Annotated in this window: 19 protein-coding genes and 1 pseudogene; 15 read left to right on the top strand and 5 right to left on the bottom strand. The window is 64.7% G+C overall.

The window, feature by feature from the left end:
• The 4 genes and pseudogenes from AB0N73_RS06100 to AB0N73_RS06085 all read right to left on the bottom strand — a co-directional run.
• Nucleotides 1-305: pseudogene (locus AB0N73_RS06100) on the bottom strand (hypothetical protein); the annotation flags it as partial.
• 166 nt (nt 306-471) lie between these two features.
• Nucleotides 472-774 carry a hypothetical protein gene (locus AB0N73_RS06095; protein WP_363561429.1) on the bottom strand — a complete coding sequence of 101 codons (303 nt, stop codon included), beginning with the start codon at nt 772-774 and terminating at the stop codon, nt 472-474.
• Nucleotides 775-882: 108 nt separating this feature from the next.
• On the bottom strand, nt 883-1941 hold the full coding sequence (locus tag AB0N73_RS06090; protein ID WP_363561427.1) for a hypothetical protein: 1059 nt from the start codon (nt 1939-1941) through the stop codon (nt 883-885).
• Nucleotides 1942-1984: 43 nt separating this feature from the next.
• Nucleotides 1985-3286: a glycosyltransferase gene (locus tag AB0N73_RS06085; RefSeq protein WP_363561425.1), complete on the bottom strand. Its 1302-nt coding sequence runs from the start codon at nt 3284-3286 to the stop codon at nt 1985-1987.
• A 56-nt stretch (nt 3287-3342) separates the two neighbouring features.
• On the opposite strand from AB0N73_RS06085, the gene AB0N73_RS06080 reads away from it, so the two are divergent.
• From AB0N73_RS06080 to AB0N73_RS06020, 13 genes are all read left to right on the top strand, one after another.
• Nucleotides 3343-3996 (top strand): hypothetical protein, encoded by a 654-nt coding sequence (locus AB0N73_RS06080; RefSeq protein ID WP_363561423.1) that lies wholly within the window; start codon nt 3343-3345, stop codon nt 3994-3996.
• A gap of 2 nt (nt 3997-3998) precedes the next feature.
• Entirely contained in the window at nt 3999-4646 is a 648-nt protein-coding gene (locus AB0N73_RS06075; protein ID WP_363561421.1) for a helix-turn-helix domain-containing protein, read from the top strand.
• 169 nt (nt 4647-4815) lie between these two features.
• Entirely contained in the window at nt 4816-6468 is a 1653-nt protein-coding gene (locus tag AB0N73_RS06070) for a sugar transferase (protein WP_363561419.1), read from the top strand.
• Complete coding sequence (locus tag AB0N73_RS06065; protein WP_363561417.1) at nt 6380-7297, top strand: WecB/TagA/CpsF family glycosyltransferase; 918 nt, start codon at nt 6380-6382, stop codon at nt 7295-7297. Before AB0N73_RS06070 ends, AB0N73_RS06065 begins: the two co-directional genes overlap by 89 nt.
• A gap of 40 nt (nt 7298-7337) precedes the next feature.
• Nucleotides 7338-8621: a polysaccharide pyruvyl transferase family protein gene (locus AB0N73_RS06060; RefSeq protein ID WP_363561415.1), complete on the top strand. Its 1284-nt coding sequence runs from the start codon at nt 7338-7340 to the stop codon at nt 8619-8621.
• Nucleotides 8618-9679 (top strand): glycosyltransferase family 4 protein, encoded by a 1062-nt coding sequence (locus AB0N73_RS06055; protein WP_363561413.1) that lies wholly within the window; start codon nt 8618-8620, stop codon nt 9677-9679. Before AB0N73_RS06060 ends, AB0N73_RS06055 begins: the two co-directional genes overlap by 4 nt.
• Before the next feature lie 532 nt (nt 9680-10211).
• The gene (locus AB0N73_RS06050; protein ID WP_363561411.1) at nt 10212-10811 is read left to right on the top strand and encodes a glycosyltransferase; all 600 of its coding nucleotides are present in this window, start codon (nt 10212-10214) and stop codon (nt 10809-10811) included.
• 11 nt (nt 10812-10822) lie between these two features.
• The gene (locus tag AB0N73_RS06045) at nt 10823-11998 is read left to right on the top strand and encodes a glycosyltransferase (RefSeq protein ID WP_363561409.1); all 1176 of its coding nucleotides are present in this window, start codon (nt 10823-10825) and stop codon (nt 11996-11998) included.
• Nucleotides 11999-12009: 11 nt separating this feature from the next.
• Entirely contained in the window at nt 12010-13392 is a 1383-nt protein-coding gene (locus tag AB0N73_RS06040) for an O-antigen ligase family protein (protein WP_363561407.1), read from the top strand.
• Nucleotides 13393-13579: 187 nt separating this feature from the next.
• On the top strand, nt 13580-14602 hold the full coding sequence (locus tag AB0N73_RS06035; protein ID WP_363561405.1) for a hypothetical protein: 1023 nt from the start codon (nt 13580-13582) through the stop codon (nt 14600-14602).
• An 84-nt stretch (nt 14603-14686) separates the two neighbouring features.
• Complete coding sequence (gmd, locus tag AB0N73_RS06030; RefSeq protein WP_363561403.1) at nt 14687-15715, top strand: GDP-mannose 4,6-dehydratase; 1029 nt, start codon at nt 14687-14689, stop codon at nt 15713-15715.
• Nucleotides 15673-16695 carry a GDP-L-fucose synthase gene (locus AB0N73_RS06025; RefSeq protein WP_363561401.1) on the top strand — a complete coding sequence of 341 codons (1023 nt, stop codon included), beginning with the start codon at nt 15673-15675 and terminating at the stop codon, nt 16693-16695. The genes gmd and AB0N73_RS06025 overlap by 43 nt, the downstream gene beginning before the upstream one ends.
• Before the next feature lie 2 nt (nt 16696-16697).
• Nucleotides 16698-16979 (top strand): Dabb family protein, encoded by a 282-nt coding sequence (locus AB0N73_RS06020; protein ID WP_363561399.1) that lies wholly within the window; start codon nt 16698-16700, stop codon nt 16977-16979.
• A gap of 29 nt (nt 16980-17008) precedes the next feature.
• Here AB0N73_RS06020 and AB0N73_RS06015 read toward each other — a convergent pair whose 3' ends face one another.
• Complete coding sequence (locus AB0N73_RS06015) at nt 17009-17494, bottom strand: DUF4916 domain-containing protein (protein ID WP_363561397.1); 486 nt, start codon at nt 17492-17494, stop codon at nt 17009-17011.
• Between the two features lie 124 nt (nt 17495-17618).
• On the opposite strand from AB0N73_RS06015, the gene AB0N73_RS06010 reads away from it, so the two are divergent.
• Nucleotides 17619-18929, top strand: coding sequence for a UDP-glucose/GDP-mannose dehydrogenase family protein (locus AB0N73_RS06010; RefSeq protein WP_363561395.1), 1311 nt, complete (start codon nt 17619-17621; stop codon nt 18927-18929).
• 51 nt (nt 18930-18980) lie between these two features.
• Nucleotides 18981-20600, top strand: a complete 1620-nt coding sequence (locus AB0N73_RS06005; RefSeq protein WP_363561393.1) for a P-loop NTPase fold protein — start codon at nt 18981-18983, stop codon at nt 20598-20600.
• The last annotated feature ends 59 nt before the right edge of the window (nt 20601-20659 follow it).

The raw sequence follows: 20659 nt of genomic DNA, 5'->3' as shown, positions 1-20659 counted from the left end.
GGGTAGTCGTCGGCGAGTTCGGCGGCGTCGGTCATGCGTTTCTGCATGGTGCGGTCGGCGATCCGCAACGGGACCGCGAGTTCCGCCGCGACCGCCCGGTGCGCCATGTCACTCCCGGCCGCGGACCGCGCGTGCCCGGTGTCGAGCCGGCACGCGAGGTGCTCGGCGTCGGCGAGTGCCCGGGTGAGTCGGGCTTGTGCTGCGGCGAGGTCGGCCTGAGCGTTCTCGACACGGCGAGTGATCGACGCGAGCGCGAACGCGTCCGCGTCGGAGAGCCCGACCCGCTCGACAACTATCGAAGACATGTTCGAATGTTACCCCGACCCACCGACATCCACCCGAGCCGAGACGCCCGGACCCAAACCCAATCCGAGCCCCAACCCAGCCCGACCCCCAACCCAGCCCGACCCCAACCCCAGCCCGAGCCCGGCCCCGCACCACGTGGGCCCACGCCGCGCCGCACAGACGAGCTCACGTCTCGCGAGAAGCCGCTCCGTCGACCTCGATCGTGATTCGACTGCCGGCTTCGATCACTCCCGGGCCCTTGTCGGGCGTGGGGGCGGGCACCGGAATCTCCTGCTCCGCCTCCCAGATGATCCGCGCGTTGTGCGCCGACGGGTGGAACAGCTCGTCGAACCCGAACAGCCCCGCCGAGGAGGGAGCGTCGTGGTCGCCCCGATGCTGCCGACGACGGGACGAGTACGCCACGGCCGCGAAAACAACGGGCACGCTGAGGATGGTTGCGATCGTCCCCCACCCCAGCACATAATCCATGCGGACAGGCTAGGCGCGCTTCCCCACCCGGCCAAGCCCCGTCACGCTACACCGACACCCTCGCCGACTAAACATCCTCGGCGCACGCGTCCGCGTGAAGCGCCCCGCTCACCCGTCGAGCGGTCGGCGGTGCCGACGCTCGAACGCGGCCGCCAGTTCGTCGCCGCTCACCTGCTCGCCGGACGCGATGCGCTGCAGGTACGGACGCAGCCAGCCCCCTTCGGCCTTCTCGATGTGCGCCGCCCACCTCGGCGAGAGCGCCTCGTCGACGCTCACGATCGCGGCGACCGCGCTGAAGGTCACACCCTCGCTCATCTCCACGCGCCACTGCTGCCCGTCCCAGCGCAGATCCACGGCGTAGGGATAGACGAACGGATCCCCGGGCTGCCAGAACAGCCGATTCGAGGCGAGGGCGTAGATGCGCGCGGGGCTCGACGCGGGCGCCTCCGCCTCGGCAGCACTCGACGCCGGCGCATCGGCCGCAACCGGCCCGACCGCATCCGCCTCGGCAGCAACCGGCCCGACCGCATCCGCCTCGTCCGCACCAGCCACCACAACCGGCGCCGCGCGACGCAGCCCGCGTCGCAGCGCCGAGTCGAGCCGATCGAAGTCCTCACCCTCGAGCCGGATGAGGGGTGCGTTGCGCGTGGTCTTCGCCGCACTGCCCCAGGTCATGCCGACGTACCCGCGCCGGTCGGCATCCGCGGTCCACACGAACACGACACCGTTGCCGCGCTTCACCTGGTCGGGCAGCGGCGTGTAGGCGGCCGGGTCACCCGAGGCGAACGCCGCGTGCAGGTGCTCGAACTGCTCGGCGGACAGCGCGTGATACCCCTCGAACCGCTTGCGCAGCCGCGATCCGGTGGCCTCGCGCACCCACATCCGCGTGCCGTTGCCGGCGAGCGCGATGATCGCCGCCACCCCGAACCCGCCGAAGAGGATGATCTGGGCGATCGGGAAGAAGCCGCCGAGGAACCGATACCGCGCCCGCGACGCGTCCTCGGCGTTCTCCCGCGCCTGCTCGGACAGCTCGGCGATGTTCGGCACCGTGTACGCGATCACGGCGATCGCCACCGCCAGCACCACGATCGCGATGCTCGTGCGCAGCGCCGATCGTCGCCGCACGAGGCCGGGCGTTGCCGCCAGGGTCGGGTCGTAGAGGGTCACGCGCCCATCCTCGCAGCACCGCCACGTGAGCGCGCAGCATCCCCTACACCAGCATCGCCTCCACGTCGTCGACGAGCGCGGGCGCTCCCCCGGCGTGCGCGATGGCGTCGCCGACGCGGCGGGATGCGGCCGCGTACCGCCCGTCGCCCAGCACCCGGGTGACGGCGCGCTCGATCTGCGCGGGAGTGGGGCGCCCGGTGCCGAGACTGATGCCGGCTCCCGACCAGCGCACGCGGGCCGAGGTCTCGACCTTGTCCTCGCTGTCGCCTGCCACCACGATCGGCACGCCGTAACGCATGGCGTGGTGGAGGCCGCCGTACCCGCCGTTCGTGACGAACACGTCGGTGCGCGGCAGCAGCGCGTCGTAGGGCAGATAGTCGGCGACGAACGCGTTCGACGGCACCGGTCCGAGATCGGCGGCGGCCCGCCCGCCGGCGGTGACGACCACCTGCACGGGCCGGTCGGCGAGCGCGTCGAGCGTGGGGCGCACGAGCTCCGAGAAGTCGGTGTTGGCCACGGTGCCCTGGGTCACGTGCACCAGGGGCCGCGAGGCATCGAGCGACAGCATCCAGTCCGGCGTCGGAACCTCGGATGCCGCCGCCTCCGCCATGGGTCCGTAGAACCGCAGCGCGTCGGGCGCATCGCTGCGCGGGTACTCGAAGGCGGGCACGGTGAACTGCGCGAGCAGGTCGCTGCGGTCGAGCACGTCCATGAAGAAGGCACCGTCGAGGCCGGGCGCGCCGAGTTCGTCGAGCATCCCGTCGAGCGCGCGGTGCGCACCGGAGAGCACCCAGCGCGCCGAGCGGCGCAGCACGGCGTCGCGCACGCGACCCACCGCGCGTGACCGCGCCGGCACGATGCCGAGGCCGTACGGCGGGCAGTCGCGGCTCGAGAAGCCGGCGGGGCCCACGCCGCACATCACGGTCAGCGGTCGATCGGATGCCGGTCGGGCGAACAGCGTCTGCACGCCGAGGAACGTCATGTCGTGCAGCACGACGTCGGCGGGCTCGGCGGCGAGCACCTCTTCCAGCCGCCGCGCGGCCGGCAGCGCGGGGCGCACGAAGGCCTCCTCGACACCCGCGTTGATCGTGGCGATGCCGCGGTTGCGGCCCTCGGACCCGACACTGTCGAGCGTGTCGGCCTCGGCGGGCAGCGCCACGAACTCGACGTCGGCCGCGCGCACCCGATCGGCGTAGCGCGCGCCGGTCAGCATCCGCACCCGCCATCCCCGTCGGCGCAGCTCCCGGGCCACGACCAGCATCGGCACGACGTGGCCCACCGCGGGCATGGCGCACAGCAGCGCCGAACGCCGCCGACCGGAGTCGGCACTCGAATCAATTGACATATGCGCCACACTAATGGATATTTAGCCGCACCAACAGAACTCGACGAAGGATCGCCATGCACACCACTGTCACACCCCCGATCGCCGCCCGCACCGCATCCCGCCCGATCGACCGCACCTGGTCGCGATGGGGCGGCACGGGCATCGCGCTCGGCGGCGCGCTCCTCCTCGCCGCCACGGTCGTCGAGGTCACGCTGTGGGACGACGCATCGGGTGCGCTGCTGCCCCTCTTCACCCTGCTGTTCCTGGCGAGCACCGCCGTCCATGCCCTCGCGATGCTGCCCCTCGCTCTCGGCTCGACGGGCGCCGACGGCATCACCGGCACCCGCATGGTCGGCAAGGCCGCGCTGCTCGGCTTCGGCGCCGTCTTCCTGCTCAACCAGACGCTCTACTTCGTCACCACGTACGGCTCGCCGGATGGGGTGGACCTCTCGCTCATCGGCTGGCTGCCCCTCACGCTCGCCGCCGCGCAGCTCGTCCTCCTGCTCACGGCGTCGATCGCCGTCGTGCGCGCCGGGGTGGCCACGGGTGCCGCACGCTGGGCGCTGCTGGCTCTCACGGTGGTCGCAGCGATCGTCGGCGCAGTCGCGGGCGCGAGCGGCGATGTCGCCGTCGTGACGGTCGCCCTCATGTCGTCGTGCGTGACGCAGATCGTGGTGGGGCTGGTCTTCGTGGGGGCGCGGCCGGCGACGAGCGGGGGTACGGTCTGAAGATGCCCCGCGCCTATCACTCTCCGCGTCGCGAGGCGGATGCGGCGGCCACCCGCGGGCTCATCGTCTCTGCCGCCGCGCGGCTCTTCGTGCGCGACGGATACGGTGCCACCTCGATGAAGGCGATCGCGGCCGAGGCCGGGGTGAGCGCCCCCACCGTGCAGTTGCACGGCCCCAAGCACGCCCTGCTCATCGCCGCCTTCGAGACGGCATTCGCCGGCGACGAGGGGGCGCACTCGCTCACCGAGCGTCCGGCGATCGCCGACATCATGGCCGAGCCCGACTTCGAGACGGCGCTCGAGCGGTACGTCGGCTTCCTCACCGAGGCGAACAGGCGGTCGGCGGCCATCGTCCGGGCGATGATGGCCGCCGCCGACGCCGACCCCGCGGCGCGGGCGTCGTACGCCGAGCTCGAGAGCCGCCGGCAGCGCGACATGGTGCTCGCCGCGGGCTGGTTCGCCTCGCGCGGCCGCATCCCGGCGGCGCGGGTGCCGGTCGCCGCCGATGTGCTGGGCCACGTCACCGGCCCCGACACCTACCTGCATTTCACGCAGGCTCGCGGATGGACCCACGAGCGTTACGCCGCCTGGGTGACGCAGCAGCTCGTCGACCTCGAACGCGCCTGCGCCGTCGACGTCGGATCCCGATGAACGGTTCGTGTCACCCAAACGGCCGACTGCGCAGCGATAGCGCGGCCCACTATCATCGCCGTGGGGGTTGCACATGGTGACACCGGATGATTCACCCGATACATCACCGTCACATGGGCCTGATAACGTCCCCGCCAAAGATGATCTGCGCGACGCGAAGGGGGAAATTGTGTCGACCGATTCTGAGGTCGACGCGACACCGACGTCGCGCGTGACCAATCTGCTCAGTGACCTTCCCTTCACGGGCGCCACTCCCCTCCCCAAGACGGCCTCGCCGTCGCTCTCGATCCTCGACGAGTCCGAGAAGTCCGAGCCCTCCGCCGCGCGCCCGGCCTCGCCCGCACGGGTCCAGCGCGACGACGCGCGCGTCCCGGCCAACTGGCGCCGCAGCTATCAGCGCCGCCTGTGGATCACCGACTTCCTCGCGCTCGTCTGGGTCGTCTACGGCACGCAGATCGCCTGGTTCGGCCTCGGCAACGCCCAGCTGGCGATGATCGAGAACTCCGCGATCACAGATGTCTCGTACTGGGTGTTCTCCGCGGCGCTCATCCTCTTGTGGATGGCGGCGCTGTCGTGGGTCGACTCCCGCAGCCACCGCGTCATCGGCACCGGCGCCACCGAGTACGTGCGGGTGGCCGATGCCAGCCTCCGCGTCTTCGGAGCCGTCGCGATCGTCGCGTTCCTCACGCGCATCGAGGTCGCCCGGGGCTTCCTGCTCATCAGCCTGCCGCTCGGCATCCTCATTCTGCTGCTCGTGCGGTGGCTGTGGCGTCAGTGGCTCGTCGCCAAGCGTGCCGGCGGCGAGTTCGCGGCACGCGTGCTGCTGGTGGGCTCGCTGGATTCGGTGTCGCAGATCGCTCGCGAGCTGCAGCGCAACCCCAGTGCCGGGTACCACGTGGTGGGGGCGTGCGCTCCGAGTGGTACCACCGCCGGCACCGTGCCGGGCACCGACATCCCGCTGATGGGCTCGGTCAACGCGATCGAGCGCGCGATGGCCGTCACCCGCGCCGACACGGTGGCCGTCACCAGCACCGACGAGCTGCCGCCCGACAAGGTCAAGCAGATCTCGTGGAACCTGCAGGCCGGCCGCCAGCACCTGGTGCTCGCACCCAGCATCGTCGACATCGCGGGCCCGCGTCTGCACACTCGACCTGTCGCCGGCCTCCCCCTCATCCACGTCGAGACGCCGCGCTTCAGCAAGGGTCAGCTCTTCCTCAAGCGCTCCGTCGACCTGTCGGCCAGCGCGCTGGGCGTGCTGCTGCTCAGCCCGCTGCTGGCGTTCCTCGCCATCACGGTGCGTCTCACCTCGACCGGTCCGGTGCTGTTCCGGCAGACCCGCATCGGATGGGGCGGGCGAGAGTTCACGATGCTCAAGTTCCGCTCGATGGTCGTCAACGCCGAAGACCTGCTCGAGAACCTGCAGCGCGAGCGCCAGGAGTCGGGTGCCGACTCGGGCAACGAGGTGCTGTTCAAGATGAGGAACGACCCCCGGGTCACTCCCATCGGCCGCATCATGCGCAAGTTCAGCCTGGACGAGCTGCCACAGCTGTTCAACGTGGTCGGCGGCTCGATGTCGCTCGTCGGCCCGCGCCCGCCGCTGCAGAGCGAGGTCGACCAGTACGCCAGCCACGTACACCGCCGCTTCCTCGTGAAGCCGGGCATCACCGGCCTGTGGCAGGTGAGCGGCCGCTCCTCCCTCTCATGGGAAGAGACTGTGCGGCTCGACCTCTCGTATGTCGAGAACTGGTCGCTGCTCGGCGACCTCGCCATCCTCGCCAAGACCGCGAAGGCTGCGGTCGCGCCTGGCGATGACGCCCATTGATCCAGAGTCAACTCAGAGCGAACGGATTTCCCAGATGAGCTTGCCCAGCGACAGCGGTGACGCGATTGCGGCTGGACCGGCGCCGTTCCCAACCGTGCGCGTGGGAAGTGTCCCCTTCAGCGTGGCATCGCTCGATGAAACGGTCGACTGGCTCCTAAGGGTCGCCGGGCCGCAGCGACTGTCGCTAAACGTCCGACTCGCCAATGCGTACAACGTCGCCCTCGCAGACTCTGACCCCAGCTACAGAGCGCTTCTCAGCAACCAAGGTGTCAATTTTCCGGATGGGACCCCGGTTGTGTGGGCCATGAATGCGCGACGATCGAAGCTATCGCGGGCCTCCCATGTAAGAGGACCCTCTCTGTTCGCCGAGACGATGCGCCGGGGGACTACGTTCGGCACCAAGCACTTCTTGCTCGGCGCTAGCGAGGAGACACTTTCGGCGCTGCGAGATGAGCTCGTACTGCGTTATCCCGATCTGATAATTGTCGGGCACTATTCGCCTCCGTTCGCACCCGCCGACGACGCTTTTGTAGAGGACTGCGCTCACCAGATATCGAAGGCTGATGCTGACATCGTCTGGATTGGGCTAGGTACCCCCAAGCAGGATCTCGTCGGGTCTGCCCTGGCGCATCGCCTAAGCATGACCACAGTGAACGTCGGCGCAGCTTTCGATTTTGTCGCGGGGACAGTGCGTGAGGCGCCTCGTTGGATCCAGGGAACCGGCTTCGAATGGCTCTACCGATTGGCGTCAGAGCCACGACGACTGTGGCGCAGATACTTGTTCGGCAATCTAGCCTTCATACGGGCGATAGCCCGCCCGCGCGGGTAGAGCCCGAGAACGCCAGCTTCCACCCGCGAGATAGGACGATATGAGCTCCGCATCCACACCGACTGCCCTTCTGGGCGCCTACGAACGCGACAACTTCGGAGATGTCCTCTTCCTAGAGATCACGAGCCGCAATCTCAGTAGCGACGATCTGACCGTGGCGGCACCATTTGGGCTGCAGGACGACTTCAGGCCGCTCGATGCAGATGTGAAACCGCTCAAAGAAGCGACGCAGTCAGGCAACGTGGAGGCCGTTTGGATGGTCGGCGGCGAGACCGGCGGAACATCGATGCCAGCGGCTTACCGGATGGCGGCTAGCCAAGAGCGTTATGACGCTTGGCGATCTCTACCTCCCCGCTCACAGAACTCGCGGCTCATGGAACTAACCGGGCGGTCTGTGTACGGTTCGCCATACTTGCCTCGAATGTCTGCGACATCCGGGACGCTGAAGACACGATTGGTCATCAACTCCGCTGGCTTGAGTGGGCTGAGCGGATTGATAGGTCACCGTGCCGACGAGTCGTGGGGAGCCGTTCATGACGCGAGCTACATATCGGTGCGCGATTCGGCGTCGGCACGAACGCTCGAGCGTCGCTCGGTAAGCCATGCACTTGCCCCGGACCTCGTCCACTCGCTCCGCACCAGCCAAGCAGGCTGGCTTGCTGGGAACACCGACACACCGGGCTATGCCCTCATACAGGTGAAGGAGTCGTCGCTCGCGCGCATCGGCTCTCGCGAGTTTGCATCGATTTTGCTCAACTCTCCAGCCTTGCGAGGTCTGGACCTGCGCCTGTTCGTCGCGGGGAGAGCGAGGGGTCACGATTCAGTCAAGCTTTATCGCGAGGTGATTGAATCCGCGAAACGAACTGATCCGAGCCGGCCAATCTCGATCGCCGATCCCCCCACTGCCATGGAAAAGGCTGAGCTGATCGCACGGGCTGCGCTCTGGGTGGGCACGTCACTACACGGCCTCATCATCTCGTCATCTTTCGAGGTCCCCCGGGTGGGCCTTGAGCTCGAGAAGCTGACACGCTATGCGACGACCTGGGGAGATCCCATGCCGGTCGGGGTGCCACTCGAAGCCATTGGTGAAGCCGCCTCGGTGGCGCTTCACTCGAAAGAGACAGCGGGTCGGGCCGACCGTCTAGCTGAGGCCGCGAACGCAAGCTTTGAGCGAGCTCGTTCAGCTGCTGAGACCCCTCTCACAGCGTCCCAAATGAACGAACGCCATGATCGGAAGCGACGTCTGGCCGTTCGGTCCAATTCCCGATTCAGAACCGCACTCACCGGCTCCGCAGAGTCTCTCCGGGCGTGGCGGCACCGATGAAGTCGATCCTCGTCGTGACGCCCGATCTGAGCGCGAACTCCACGGGTCGGGCCTGGGTATGGTGGCTCTTAGCTACGCACCTCGGCTGGAAGTGTCGCATCGTCTCGTTTCGTGGCGACGGCATTTGGGCGCCAGTTCGAGGGACTGAGTTCGCCGAAGCATGCGAACGGATCCACACCCGCAGTCCCTGGCGGTATCTGGCAGAGAGGGCGAGCGCTTTCGATGCAGTCGTTGCAGTGAAGCCTCTTCCGGAGTCGCTTGGTGTGGCCCTGCGAGCACGAGACCGTGCGGCGTTTCCCCTAGTGGTCGATGTAGATGACCCTGACCTAGAAGCCCGACTATCGAGTCCGTCGCTGTTCCGCCGATACGCCTGGAGGGTTCGGTATCTCACCTTCTGGCTCCGAGTGCGAGACTTCTCAGTTCTTCAGAAGAGCGCTTCCGTAGCGGTGAGCAACCCCGTCCTTCAGGCTCGTTACGGCGGAACTCTGTTGCCGCATGCTCGGATCGATCCCGGGCCAGGTTCACCACACCAATCTGATCGTCCTCGCGTCGCATTCATCGGGACGGTCCGAAAGCATAAGGGGATCGACCTGCTACGCGACGCGGTTGCGCAACTAGCGGATGAGGGTTTCCACTTGATCGTGACAGCTGACTCGCCCGCCGACGCCCAGCCGTGGGAGACCTGGGCTGGTGAAACGAGCCTGGCGGAAGGCGACGCGCTCCTGAATCAATCCGACATCGTGGCCCTACCCAGCCTTCCGTCTGGTTTCGCGGAGGGTCAGCTTCCAGCGAAGTTAGTGGACGGCATGCTCCGCGGGCGCGTAGTGATCGCGTCCTCGATCGAGCCCATGCCATGGGCGCTTGCGGACGAGCGTCTGTCCTTCGCGCCCGGATCGCTCGAAGGTCTCGTCGCCGCTCTGCGCGCGGTTCGAACGCCCGGCACGCGAACTCAGATGTCCACCGCCCTCCGCGATCGCGCGCTCGCTGAGTTCAGCGTTTCGTCGCTCGCCCCAAGATTCGAGGGAATCATCATCGATGCCCAGTCAAAAGCGCCCTGACGGTCTGCTGCTTTACGCCTTCGCGTGCGATCCCACCCAAGGGAGCGAGCCGGGCGCGGGATGGGCGTCATTGCAGACGGCGTCGCCTCTCTTCAACCGCGTCACGCTCTTAACGCGCGCTCCGGTGTCCCCCGCCTTGCTCGCCGAAGTCGAGCGCATGTCGAATGTTGAAGTGGTGACTTTACCAACACTCGCGGATCGGCGAGGCCCCGTCTATCTCAAGTACGCTCTTTGGATATTGCGGGCCGCGAGGTGGACGCGCAGAGCGGCTCTCCGAGGCAATCACTACCAGGTAATCCACCATGTAACGTATGCCTCCGATTGGATGCCTTCCCCGCTTGCCCTCATGCGTCGCGCGGAAGCGCACACAGTCTGGGGCCCTGTCGGTGGAGCAACTTACCCACCACCCGAACTTCTGGCAGTCTTCCCCAAACCGTTCCGACGATCGGAACGTCTCCGCGCCGCAATCACGAAAACGGTGCGAGCGTTCACGTTGCCAATCCATCGTCGAAAGGTTGACGTCGCAGTTGCTATGAACAACGACTCCGCTGAAGCGCTCACCGGTTTCACACGTGTCGTTGTACGCCCGAACATTGTTCTCGAAACGCTGCGAAGCGCGAGCCGCCCGACCGACCGACTGCCAGTCGCGTTGTTCGCTGGTCGCCCGCTTGAGTGGAAGGGGATTCGCCTTCTCATCCGATCGCGTCAGCTGGCCAAGGAGCAGTGGACACTGGAGCTTTGCGGTGGTTCGGCGGAGGAGTTCTCTGAGTTCGGCGACGTCACTGCGGAAGGCGTCCGGGTTCGAGGACGCGTCGCGAGGAATGAGCTGCTCCAAAGGCTCGGCGAAGTCAGCTGTGTTGTTCTGCCGAGCGTCCACGACTCAGCGGGATGGATCGCCGCTGAGGCCGCTGCGATGGGCACGCCCGTGGTGTGCCTGGATATCGGGGGGGTCGAGATGATGGCAGGTGGCTTCGCCTCGGTGGTGGAAGCACTACCCGCGGAGACGTTGACTGCCCGGATAGCTGCCCGGATCGACCTTTTAACCACCGGAGCGCACAACGTTAGTGGTCCCAGCCCTGACTGGACCGAACTGAGCTACCGACGAGAACTAGCGAAGTGGTACCAACTGTGATGCGGGTGTTGATGCTCCACAACGACTACGCCGAAGTAGGTGGGGAGTATTTCTCTGTTCGCGCTGAGGTCGAGAGTCTCCGGAATCGAAACGTAGACGTTGAGTTCATCACTGTAGACAACGCCAAGATCCTCGAAGAACGTGGCCGTCGCGGGTTCCTGATGGAGACAATACGACCTCGGATTGCTCCGGGCCTACTTGACACGGCATTGCGTCGATTCAAACCCCACCTCGTGCACGCACAGAATCTATTCCCGCTTATGGGTGGCGCCGCGATCGATACGATGCAGGAACATCGTGTGCCCTGGGTTCGTACACTCCGAAATTACCGCTTGCGTTGCGTCGCGGGGACTTGTTTCAGAGACGGACAGAACTGCTTCGACTGCAAATCTTCAGCCCAGGGGTACCCTGGGATTCTCCACGGCTGTTACCGCAACAGTGTTCCAGCATCAGCGGTCGCCGTCGGACACGCGATTCGGGAGCAGGCCGCACGCATTTCCCACCCGCCTGCTGGAAACATCCTGCTCAGTGAATCGATGCGGGCGCTCCTCGCGAATGTCCTAGGCGACACACCTACATACGTGAAGCCGAACTCCGTAGCAGGCGATCTCGCTAGGAACCCGATACCGCGACGCAACCGGAGACCGGAATTTCTATACGTCGGGCGTCTATCTGCGGAAAAGGGCCTATCACCACTTATAACGAGCTTCGCGCGCAACCCTGACCTGCGTCTCGTCGTCATCGGAGAAGGGACACTCGATGACAAGGATCAAAGCCTTCTGGAGACTTCTCCCAACATCAATCTCATCGGAGCAATTCCACCCGAGGAAGTCGTGCGGCGGATGCGCGAGGCACTCGCAGTCATCGTCCCGTCGGCCTGGGCCGAGCCGTTTGGCAGAGTAGCCGCCGAGTCGCTCGCCGCAGGAACACCGGCACTAGTAAGCAATGTTGGCGGGCTGACGGATATCGTCGCAGGGCTCGGCGATCACGCCCTTCTCGTTGAACCCGGCGAAGACTGGGCCGCACGAGCGAGAGACCTAGCGAACCTCGGGTCTGATATTTTCGACCAGCTGGCCGCGTCGTGTCTCAACAAGTGGGCATCCAACTACGAAGACGGAGCAGTCGGCGACCGTCTCCTCGAGATCTATACCTCTGTTCTGGGCGCGGATTGGACGCAGACATCTTGAAGAATGCCCGGGTGCCCGTGCGCCTCAGATCCGCCTCCCATCCCGCCGCACCGGGAGTGGCCCTGGCGTTTGTCGGTCTGCTCGTGCCTGTGGCGGGCGGGCGATGGGGAAGCTACATCTCCGTCCCGGGTGTGCCGATCTATCTTGCAGATGTTTTCGTCGTTATCGGCCTTGTTGCACTCGTGATAGCGAAGACTACGACTAGATCGCGGGAAGGCGTTCGAGTCCCGATCCCGAAACCCCTCGTAATCGGTTCCTGCGTCTTCTCCCTTGTCCTCTCGGCCAATCTCCTCCTGGCAGAGTGGACAGACACGCTACTCGTCATTCGAGACGCGATGCCTCTCGTCTACCTTCTCCTAGTCCCGTTCTTTTACCAGGCAACCGCCCTGACAGGCGGACTCCGCACTTTCAGAATGCTGCGAGTTGCCTGCCTCATTCACACGGCGTGGTTCACATTAGCGGTGTTTCGACTGCTCCCACCTATAAGCATCGGACCAATATCCGATGTGCCAGCTTTTACCACGCGTGGTGATTTTGACCTTCTGATCGCTGGCCTCTCGATCGCTGTATTCCTTCTCGATCGGGAGTGGGCGCGTGGGATCCGAGCCCTGCTCACCCTACTGGCAGGGGCCTCGCTGCTCGCCGGCGGGAGCCGGGCGGGCCTCATTTCAGGCCTGATTTTGCTTGGGCTAGCCTTCGTACTCGCGAGGCCAAAGGGGCACAGGATCTCTCCCGTCCTCATCGCAGGATCCGCATTGTTCGTTGCAGCTGTCGTTCCATTCGTTGTGAGCGTATTCACAGATCCGCCGACGTGGATGCGAGCTGTGACACGCTTGTTCGACACTGGATCCCAAGAGCAAGCCTCAGCACAGAACACCTGGGGCGCCCGACTTGACGCGTGGCAGCGAATCTTGGAATACACCACACAAAACCCGACGCAGACGTGGTGGGGGTCAGGCTTAGGATCGCAACCGATTCTGAATAGTGGCGCGGTCGTATACCTATCTGGTGATCCAAGCGTGCGCGCTGCCCATAATTTCGCGGTCACGTGGCTGGCGTTCTTCGGAATCGTTGGAGGGGTAGCGATCTGTTCCGTCCTCCTGCTGTGGACACTGGGCGCCTTTAAGAACGCGGCCCGCGTGCGCGGCATCACCGGCGTGGGAACTAGTCTCATAGTCGCCGTTATCGCGGCAGGCCTCGGTGGAGTGATCGTGGAGTCACCATTTGGCTACATGACTCTCATCGCCGGAATCGCCCTCGCGTATCAAGGGGTGCCCTTTGCATACAGCGCGACACAATCTACTTCGCCCCGACCTCAGCCTGCTACTGCGGGCTCAAAGCGTCGATTCGACAAGAACAACGCTCGGTTGAATAGTCCGAGTCGCAATGCGTAAAGCGCTAGGCCTGGTCTCGACGTTGGGAGATTCCGGAGCCTCCGCCGCTGCTTCATTCCTCGTTGGATTGATCGCTTTGCAGGCTCTCGACGATGTGGGGCTCGCGCTGTACGCGCTACTTTTCTCTGCAGGCATTGCCGTCATGGTGATACCTCAGCAGATGGCGTACATGCCTAGGCGCTTACGGGTGAACAAGGCCCCTGCGCGCGTTCGAGGACGGTACGGTGCCGACGCCCGTTCAGCCATTCCGCACGTCGTTGCCGCGATTTCGCTGATGGCACTCGCTGGAACACCGCTTTACGGCTCTGTTTCGGTCTCAGCAGCTGTTTTTCTAGGTACAACCGCCGCCGCGTGGGTGGCTGCTTCATCATTCCAAGACCACGTACGCACCTCGCTGCACATCAGCGGGGATCACGGGTTTGCCGCGATCGTATCGTGCCTGCAGTTAGCGATCTCGTTGGCATTCTTCACGTTCGTTCAGCTCGCTACTGTCCACCAGCATCCCTCCATATCGACGGCGCTGCCTTTCGGCACGCTCGCAGTGGCGAACCTCGTTAGTGGACTGGTGGGCGTTTGGCTCCACCGATCTGTCAACAAAATCAGCGATGAATCGAAAGTTTCGTTCAAGCTAGGTCTACGTACGGCAGCGAGCGGGTTTGTGCTACAAGGAGGGGCATACGCGCTAAATCTTGTCGTCGTCCTGACTCTCGGCGCTAGCGCGCTGGCCACGCTGGAAGGGGTTCGAATAGCTGCCCAACCCGTACTAATAGCCAGCACTGCGCTCGCGTCGTTCTTCCTTCCGCCTGCCATCCGTCTACAGGCGCAAGGAAAGACCCGAGAGGCAAATCGACGTGTTCGATTCATGATTGGAGCGCAGCTGAGCCTGGGCATCGCGTACGCCAGCCTGGTGCCCTTCTTCGCTGGTCTACTTTCCGGCTTTGCCGGTCGTTCGATCCCCCCATTGATCGCAGCGGCGCAGACGTTGTCTTTTTCGCTTCAGGCCATGATCGCGCCGATCAACCAAATGAACATCGCGGCGAACCGCTTTTCCCTAGCAACGATGGGTACTGCGCTCTCGGTTGCCGTGTCCCTCGTGGTGCTTGCTCTGACAGCGAACTCGCTCCATCTGTACGCCGTACCGCTCGCCACCGCGTCCGGCGCTCTAGCGCGGGGTTCGCTACTCATACTTGCTCGACATCGCGAGCAATAAAAGTCCGCGCAGCGCTAACAAGCGCTCTGGCAGCCATCCACAGATCAGCTCATCAGACACAAATTCCAAGACAGGGAGTCAATCTTGACCAAGCGTGCATTCATCACTGGTATTACGGGCCAGGACGGCTCGTACCTCGCTGAGCTGTTGCTATCGAAGGGTTACGAGGTTCACGGCCTCATCCGTCGGGCTTCGACCTTCAACACCCACCGGATCGATCACCTGTACGTCGATCCTCACGACCCGAGCGCCAAATTGTTCCTGCACTATGGCGATCTGTCCGACGGCGCCCGCATGGTGACGCTCATGAGCGAGATCAATCCGGATGAGGTCTACAACCTTGCCGCGCAGTCGCACGTGCGCGTCTCGTTCGATGAGCCCGAGCACACCGCTGACACCACGGGCACCGGCACCATCCGCCTGCTCGAGGCCGTCCGACTTTCGGGCGTGCAGACACGCTTCTACCAGGCTTCTACATCGGAGCTTTACGGCGCCACGCCCCCGCCTCAGAACGAGGAGACGCCCTTCTACCCCCGGTCGCCGTACGGTGTGGCGAAGCTCTACAGCTACTGGATCACCAAGAACTACCGCGAGGCGTACGACATGTTCGCGGTGAATGGCATCTTGTTCAACCACGAGTCGCCCCGACGTGGCGAGACCTTCGTGACTCGCAAGATCACCCGCGCCGTGGCTCGCATCAAGGCTGGCGTGCAGAAGGACATCTACCTCGGAAATCTCGACTCGATCCGCGACTGGGGCTATGCCGCCGAGTACGTCGAAGGCATGTGGCGCATGCTGCAGGTCGACGAGCCCGAGGATTTCGTGCTCGCGACCGGTGTTGGCTACACGATCAAGGACTTCCTCGAGACCTCGTTCGGGCACGTCGGTCTCGATTGGCAGGAGTTCGTGAAGTTCGACGAGCGTTATCTGCGCCCGACCGAAGTCGACGCCCTCATCGGTGAGCCCGCAAAGGCCGCCGACAAGCTCGGGTGGGTGCCCACCATCGACGGGAAGGAACTGGCCAAGCTCATGGTTGACGCCGACGTGAAAGCGTTGGAAGAGGGCCCTGAATGGATCGACACCGTCAAGCTGGCCTCTTGGGGCACGAAGTGACAACCGCCGTTGACGGCGTCAACTACTCCCCCTCAGAACTCGATCGGGACGCGCCTTTCTACGTCGCTGGGCACCGTGGGCTCGTGGGCTCGGCCATCTGGCGCAGGCTCGAGGCCGGCGGGTTCGGCAACCTGCACGGGCAACCCTCTGCGGATCTCGACCTGAAGGACCGCGATGCCGTGTTCGCCTACATGGGGTCGGTCAAGCCCAAGTACGTGGTACTCGCGGCAGCGAAAGTCGGCGGCATCCTGGCTAACTCGACCTATCCGGTCGACTTCTTGTCAGACAACATGCGCATCCAGGTCAACGTTCTCGACGCCGCTCTCGCGAACGATGTCGAGCGGGTGCTGTTCCTCGGTTCGTCCTGCATCTACCCGAAGCTTGCCGAACAGCCGATCCGCGAGGACTCGCTGCTGACGGGGCATCTGGAACCGACCAACGATGCATACGCGATCGCGAAGATCGCCGGCATCCTGCAGACGCAGGCCGTGCGGCGCCAATACGGCCTGCCGTGGATCAGTGCGATGCCCACCAACCTCTACGGCCCGAACGACAACTTCTCGCCCAAGGGGTCTCACGTCCTTCCGGCACTTATTCGTCGCTATGACGAAGCTGCTCGCGCCGGGGCCACCACGGTGACGAACTGGGGCACGGGCACGCCGCGGCGCGAGTTCCTTCATGCGGACGACATGGCCGACGCCTGCCTCCACCTGCTCGAGAACTACGACGGGCCCGATCAGGTCAACGTCGGCACCGGCTCGGACGTGACTATCCGTGAGATCGCTGAGACGATCGCCGGGGTCACAGGATTCTCGGGCGACACCGAGTGGGACACCACGAAGCCGGACGGCACGCCTCAGAAGCTGCTCGATGTGTCCAAACTGGCTGATGCGGGATGGACAGCAAAGATCGGTCTCGAAGAAGGTATGGAGCGCACCGTCGCTTGGTATCGCGACCACGTGGGCTCGATCAGGGAGTAACGATGCTTCGCCACATCGTGCTCTTCCGCGTGCACGACGGCGTATCGAGCAGCCGAGTGACCGAAGCGATCGATTCGCTCCGGTCACTCGCTGTTCTCCCGGGCATCGTCGACTGGCGGGTTGAGTTGTCGCTCGACCAGCGCAAGGGGCGCATCGTGGTCGAAGATGCGACCTTCACCGACGACGAGGCGTTCGAGAAGTTCCGCTCTCACCCCGCACACGTCGCGGTCGGGCAGTTGATGGCTGAGATATCGGACTGGTGGAACGGCGACTACTCCGATTAGCGCGCTAAATGGCCACTCCGATGAGCTCGCTAAATGAGCCCAAGTCGCGCCAGCAACTCAGCGCACCCGGGCCACAGTGGCGACGGGAGTTCGCGGGGATCGTAATACTTGAACGCCAACGCCTCGTTCTGTGCCAGAGCTTCTTCCTCAAGCTCGATCACGAATGACAGACCGATGGCGTGCTTGCGGGGGTCGCTCCCGAAGGCCGTTCCGTCGCTCGGCGCGACGCTGGGTGGGAACCACTCGTAGACGTATCCCGGCTGCGGGTTCAACGGCACAGACGGCTCAAGCCCTACCGTCTCGCGGGCGTGGCGTCTCAGCGCTGCAGCGATGGTTTCACCGCGCCGAATCCTGCCGCCAAGATGGCACCACACTTGCCCGTGCGGAGACTCACGCAAGATGAGCCCTATCTGGCGGTCGCCCGTGTCGGTGCTTCGCACGGGCACGAAGTCGACGCAGGCGATCGGAACAGATAGCTCGATCTGTGCGTATAGCTCTGCGGGGAGATAGCTCACGGACACAGGCCTTCCCGCGTCCCCCAACGGAAACACTGATCTGGTAGGAACGAATAGCGGGGCATGTGTGCCCACGCTCTTGGCTGATGCGACACGTTAGCTAGCTAAATCTACGGGGAGATTCATGAAGCTTTCGGTCATCGGGTGCGGTTACCTCGGCGCGGTCCACGCCGCTGCTATGGCGTCCATCGGCCACGAGGTGGTCGGGATCGATGTCGACGCCCGCAAGATCGAGTCTCTCTCGCGCGGCGAGGCGCCGTTCTTCGAGCCCGGGCTGCCCGAGATCCTCGCCGCGGGCATCGCGTCGGGCAACCTGCGCTTCACGACCGACATGGCAGAGGCCGCCGGATCCAAGGTGCACTTCGTGGGCGTTGGCACGCCTCAGGTGAAGGACGGGTACGCCGCCGATCTTACCTACGTCAACGCGGCGATCGACGGACTGCTGCCGTACCTCTCCGAGGGCGACATCGTGGCAGGCAAGTCCACGGTGCCGGTGGGAACGGCCGCGGGGCTTGCTCCGCGCATCACCGAAACAGGTGCGACCCTGGTGTGGAACCCGGAGTTCCTCCGCGAGGGTTTTGCTGTGCAAGACACGGTCGACCCCGACCGTCTCGTCGCCGGCGTACCCGGAGGCGACGAGGGTGAACGCGCTGCCGACATCCTGCGCGAGATCTACCACCCCTCGGTGGCGAAGGGCACGCCGTTCATCGTCACCGACTACGCGACGGCAGAGCTCGTGAAGGTCTCAGCCAACGCCTTCCTCGCGACGAAGATCAGCTTCATCAATGCCATGGCCGAGATCGCCGAAGTCACCGGCGCCGATGTCACCCAGCTGGCTGACGCCATCGGGCACGACGTTCGTATCGGCCGCCGCTTTCTCGGTGCGGGTATCGGCTTCGGAGGCGGTTGCCTCCCCAAGGACATTCGCGCGTTTTCCGCTCGAGCCGAAGAGCTGGGTCGCGGTGAGTCCGTGGCCTTCCTCCGTGAGGTCGACGAGATCAACCTGCGCCGCCGCGAGCGTGCCGTTCAGCTCGTCGTCGAGGGGCTCGGCGGGCAGGTGTTCAAGAAGAACATCACGGTGTTGGGCGCAGCGTTCAAGCCGCACTCCGATGACATCCGCGACTCCCCCGCTCTCGACGTAGCCGTGCGCCTGCACGGTCTGGGCGCGTGGGTCACCGTGACCGACCCTGCCGCGATCGAAAACGCCCGCCGCATCCACCCGCAGTTGAACTACGTCGAAGACCGCGACGAAGCGCTGCGGGGAGCGGACGCGGTGATTCTGGTGACCGAGTGGGACGAGTACCGTCGTGAGCTCGCCCCCGAGCATGCGTCCGAACTGGCCACGGGCCGCGTGATCGTCGACGGGCGCAACGGACTCGACGCCGCTGCATGGCGCGCGGCGGGGTGGACTTACTACGGCATGGGTCGACCGTAAACCCGCTGGCTAAGTCAGTGGAACAGTCGAGCACGGACCGGAGCTGAAACTATGAGCGCTGGCGATCTTCCTATCGTCGTCGATATCCCGTCGTCGAGCGCGGGAATGGGGTTCGATCGATACGTTGCGGGCATCTCTGCGGCGATCCGTGGAGGCAAGCCCGCCCGCTACACGGTGGGGCTCTTCGGCCCGTGGGGCAGCGGCAAGTCCTCGCTGCTGCAGGGCATCGCGGAAACGCTCATCGCCGACAAGTCCACAGATATCGTCGTCGTTCGTTTCGATGCCTGGCGGTACCAGTCCTCCGGTTCGCTGGTGTTCGCGCTACTCCAGTCGATCAAGCGCGTCGTGGAAAAACGTCCGCAGATGAGTGCGGCCGTCAACGCGCTCGATAAGGTACTGGACCGATTCGAGGTCTCATTTCTCGGTGTGGGGCTGAAATATCAGCGACGCGAACCGAACTCGAACGAGCAGTACATCACCCCGTTCGAGGACCTACGCGCCCTCTCGTCCACCCTTGCCAGTAAGCGCATCGTCGTGCTCGTCGACGATCTGGACCGCTGCGCCCCGACGGCCGTGGTCAGCGTCGTCGAAGCTATCCACCTGCTGACAGACGTCGACGGCTTCGTCTTCGTCCTCGCGCTGGACTATGACTACCTCATCAGCGCGATCGAGCGGGCGTACAAGAAGATCGACGCCCACCATTTCATCGAGAAGATCGTGCAGATTCCGTTCCGAATCCCGCACGTCAACGTGAGAGCGCAAGACATTCGTGCCCTGCTCCCGGAATGGGATACCCGCCTCAAGCCCTGGTTCTTCGGGATCGAAGAGAGCACCCTCGTCGACATCGTGTACCTGGCTTTGCGGTCAAATCCTCGACAGGTGAAACGTCTCGTGAACACGTACCTGCTCGCGCAACACATGGCCGGTCGCTCGCCATACGGCATCCAGCCATCGTCCGAAGACGCAACATCCCGTCTGCTCCTTCATCTGATCGCACTGCAGCTGTCTTGGCCGCTCGAGTACGACGCGTTGACGCGCGCCATCAGGGACGCGGCCTTGACATCCGATTCAGACGCGATCAGCGACGTCGGCGTCTTCCAAGAGCTGGTCGAAACGGAAGACACCTCGAACTGGGACTCGGCACGACTGAGCCGCTTCCTCACCGGTGCATTTGATGAGGGCCTCCAGCTGCGGGAACTCATCCCGGCGATCGACCTCACCGCAAGTATCGCGATGTCGACGCCGAGCGATCTCGATGCGCCCGCGAGCGAGGACACGCACGTCGCACAGCAGGATCACAACTCGGTGGTCGACGCGGCACCGGAGCCTTTGCGCTTGCTCTTCCATGAGCTCGAGAACGACGCCCTAGACAACAATCCCCGGGCTGCTTTAAAGGCGAACAAGAGCTACGTGTCGATAACGCGGCCAACCAAGACGTTCAAGAATCGCGTGTTCGCGACCCTCGAGATGCTGCCCGGACACATCGTCGTCAATGTGCCGCTGACCTTCGATGAACTCCCCGAGGACTTGCGGCACAGTCCCGTGTACGAGGTCGTGAGCGGCCGGGGCAGAACCGCGGTTCGAGTGTCGCCCGACGACGATCGATCGGTGGAAGCGGCTAAGCGCCTCATCCAGATCAGCGACAGCCGACTGACGAACCTGTCGCGCTGACGCCCGCAGCTGGCAGGGGCTGAAGCATCGCGACCCTGAGACGACTGAGCGCCAGCCGA

The organism is Microbacterium sp. NPDC089189, from assembly GCF_040685095.1.
GTDB lineage: Bacteria > Actinomycetota > Actinomycetes > Actinomycetales > Microbacteriaceae > Microbacterium.
The sequence above is the reverse complement of the archived record's forward strand: the minus strand, read 5'-3'. Positions and strand labels throughout refer to the sequence as shown.

Bases quoted from the DNA above. Each gene is read 5' to 3' on its own strand.
- AB0N73_RS06095 (WP_363561429.1), bottom strand. From the start codon at position 774: ATGGATTATGTGCTGGGGTGGGGGACGATCGCAACCATCCTCAGCGTG.
- AB0N73_RS06085 (WP_363561425.1), bottom strand. From the start codon at position 3,286: ATGTCAATTGATTCGAGTGCCGACTCCGGTCGGCGGCGTTCGGCGCTG.
- AB0N73_RS06080 (WP_363561423.1), top strand. From the start codon at position 3,343: ATGCACACCACTGTCACACCCCCGATCGCCGCCCGCACCGCATCCCGC.
- AB0N73_RS06075 (WP_363561421.1), top strand. From the start codon at position 3,999: ATGCCCCGCGCCTATCACTCTCCGCGTCGCGAGGCGGATGCGGCGGCC.
- AB0N73_RS06065 (WP_363561417.1), top strand. From the start codon at position 6,380: ATGTCGAGAACTGGTCGCTGCTCGGCGACCTCGCCATCCTCGCCAAGA.
- AB0N73_RS06060 (WP_363561415.1), top strand. From the start codon at position 7,338: ATGAGCTCCGCATCCACACCGACTGCCCTTCTGGGCGCCTACGAACGC.
- AB0N73_RS06055 (WP_363561413.1), top strand. From the start codon at position 8,618: ATGAAGTCGATCCTCGTCGTGACGCCCGATCTGAGCGCGAACTCCACG.
- AB0N73_RS06050 (WP_363561411.1), top strand. From the start codon at position 10,212: ATGAACAACGACTCCGCTGAAGCGCTCACCGGTTTCACACGTGTCGTT.
- AB0N73_RS06045 (WP_363561409.1), top strand. From the start codon at position 10,823: ATGCTCCACAACGACTACGCCGAAGTAGGTGGGGAGTATTTCTCTGTT.
- AB0N73_RS06025 (WP_363561401.1), top strand. From the start codon at position 15,673: ATGGATCGACACCGTCAAGCTGGCCTCTTGGGGCACGAAGTGACAACC.
- AB0N73_RS06020 (WP_363561399.1), top strand. From the start codon at position 16,698: ATGCTTCGCCACATCGTGCTCTTCCGCGTGCACGACGGCGTATCGAGC.
- AB0N73_RS06010 (WP_363561395.1), top strand. From the start codon at position 17,619: ATGAAGCTTTCGGTCATCGGGTGCGGTTACCTCGGCGCGGTCCACGCC.
- AB0N73_RS06005 (WP_363561393.1), top strand. From the start codon at position 18,981: ATGAGCGCTGGCGATCTTCCTATCGTCGTCGATATCCCGTCGTCGAGC.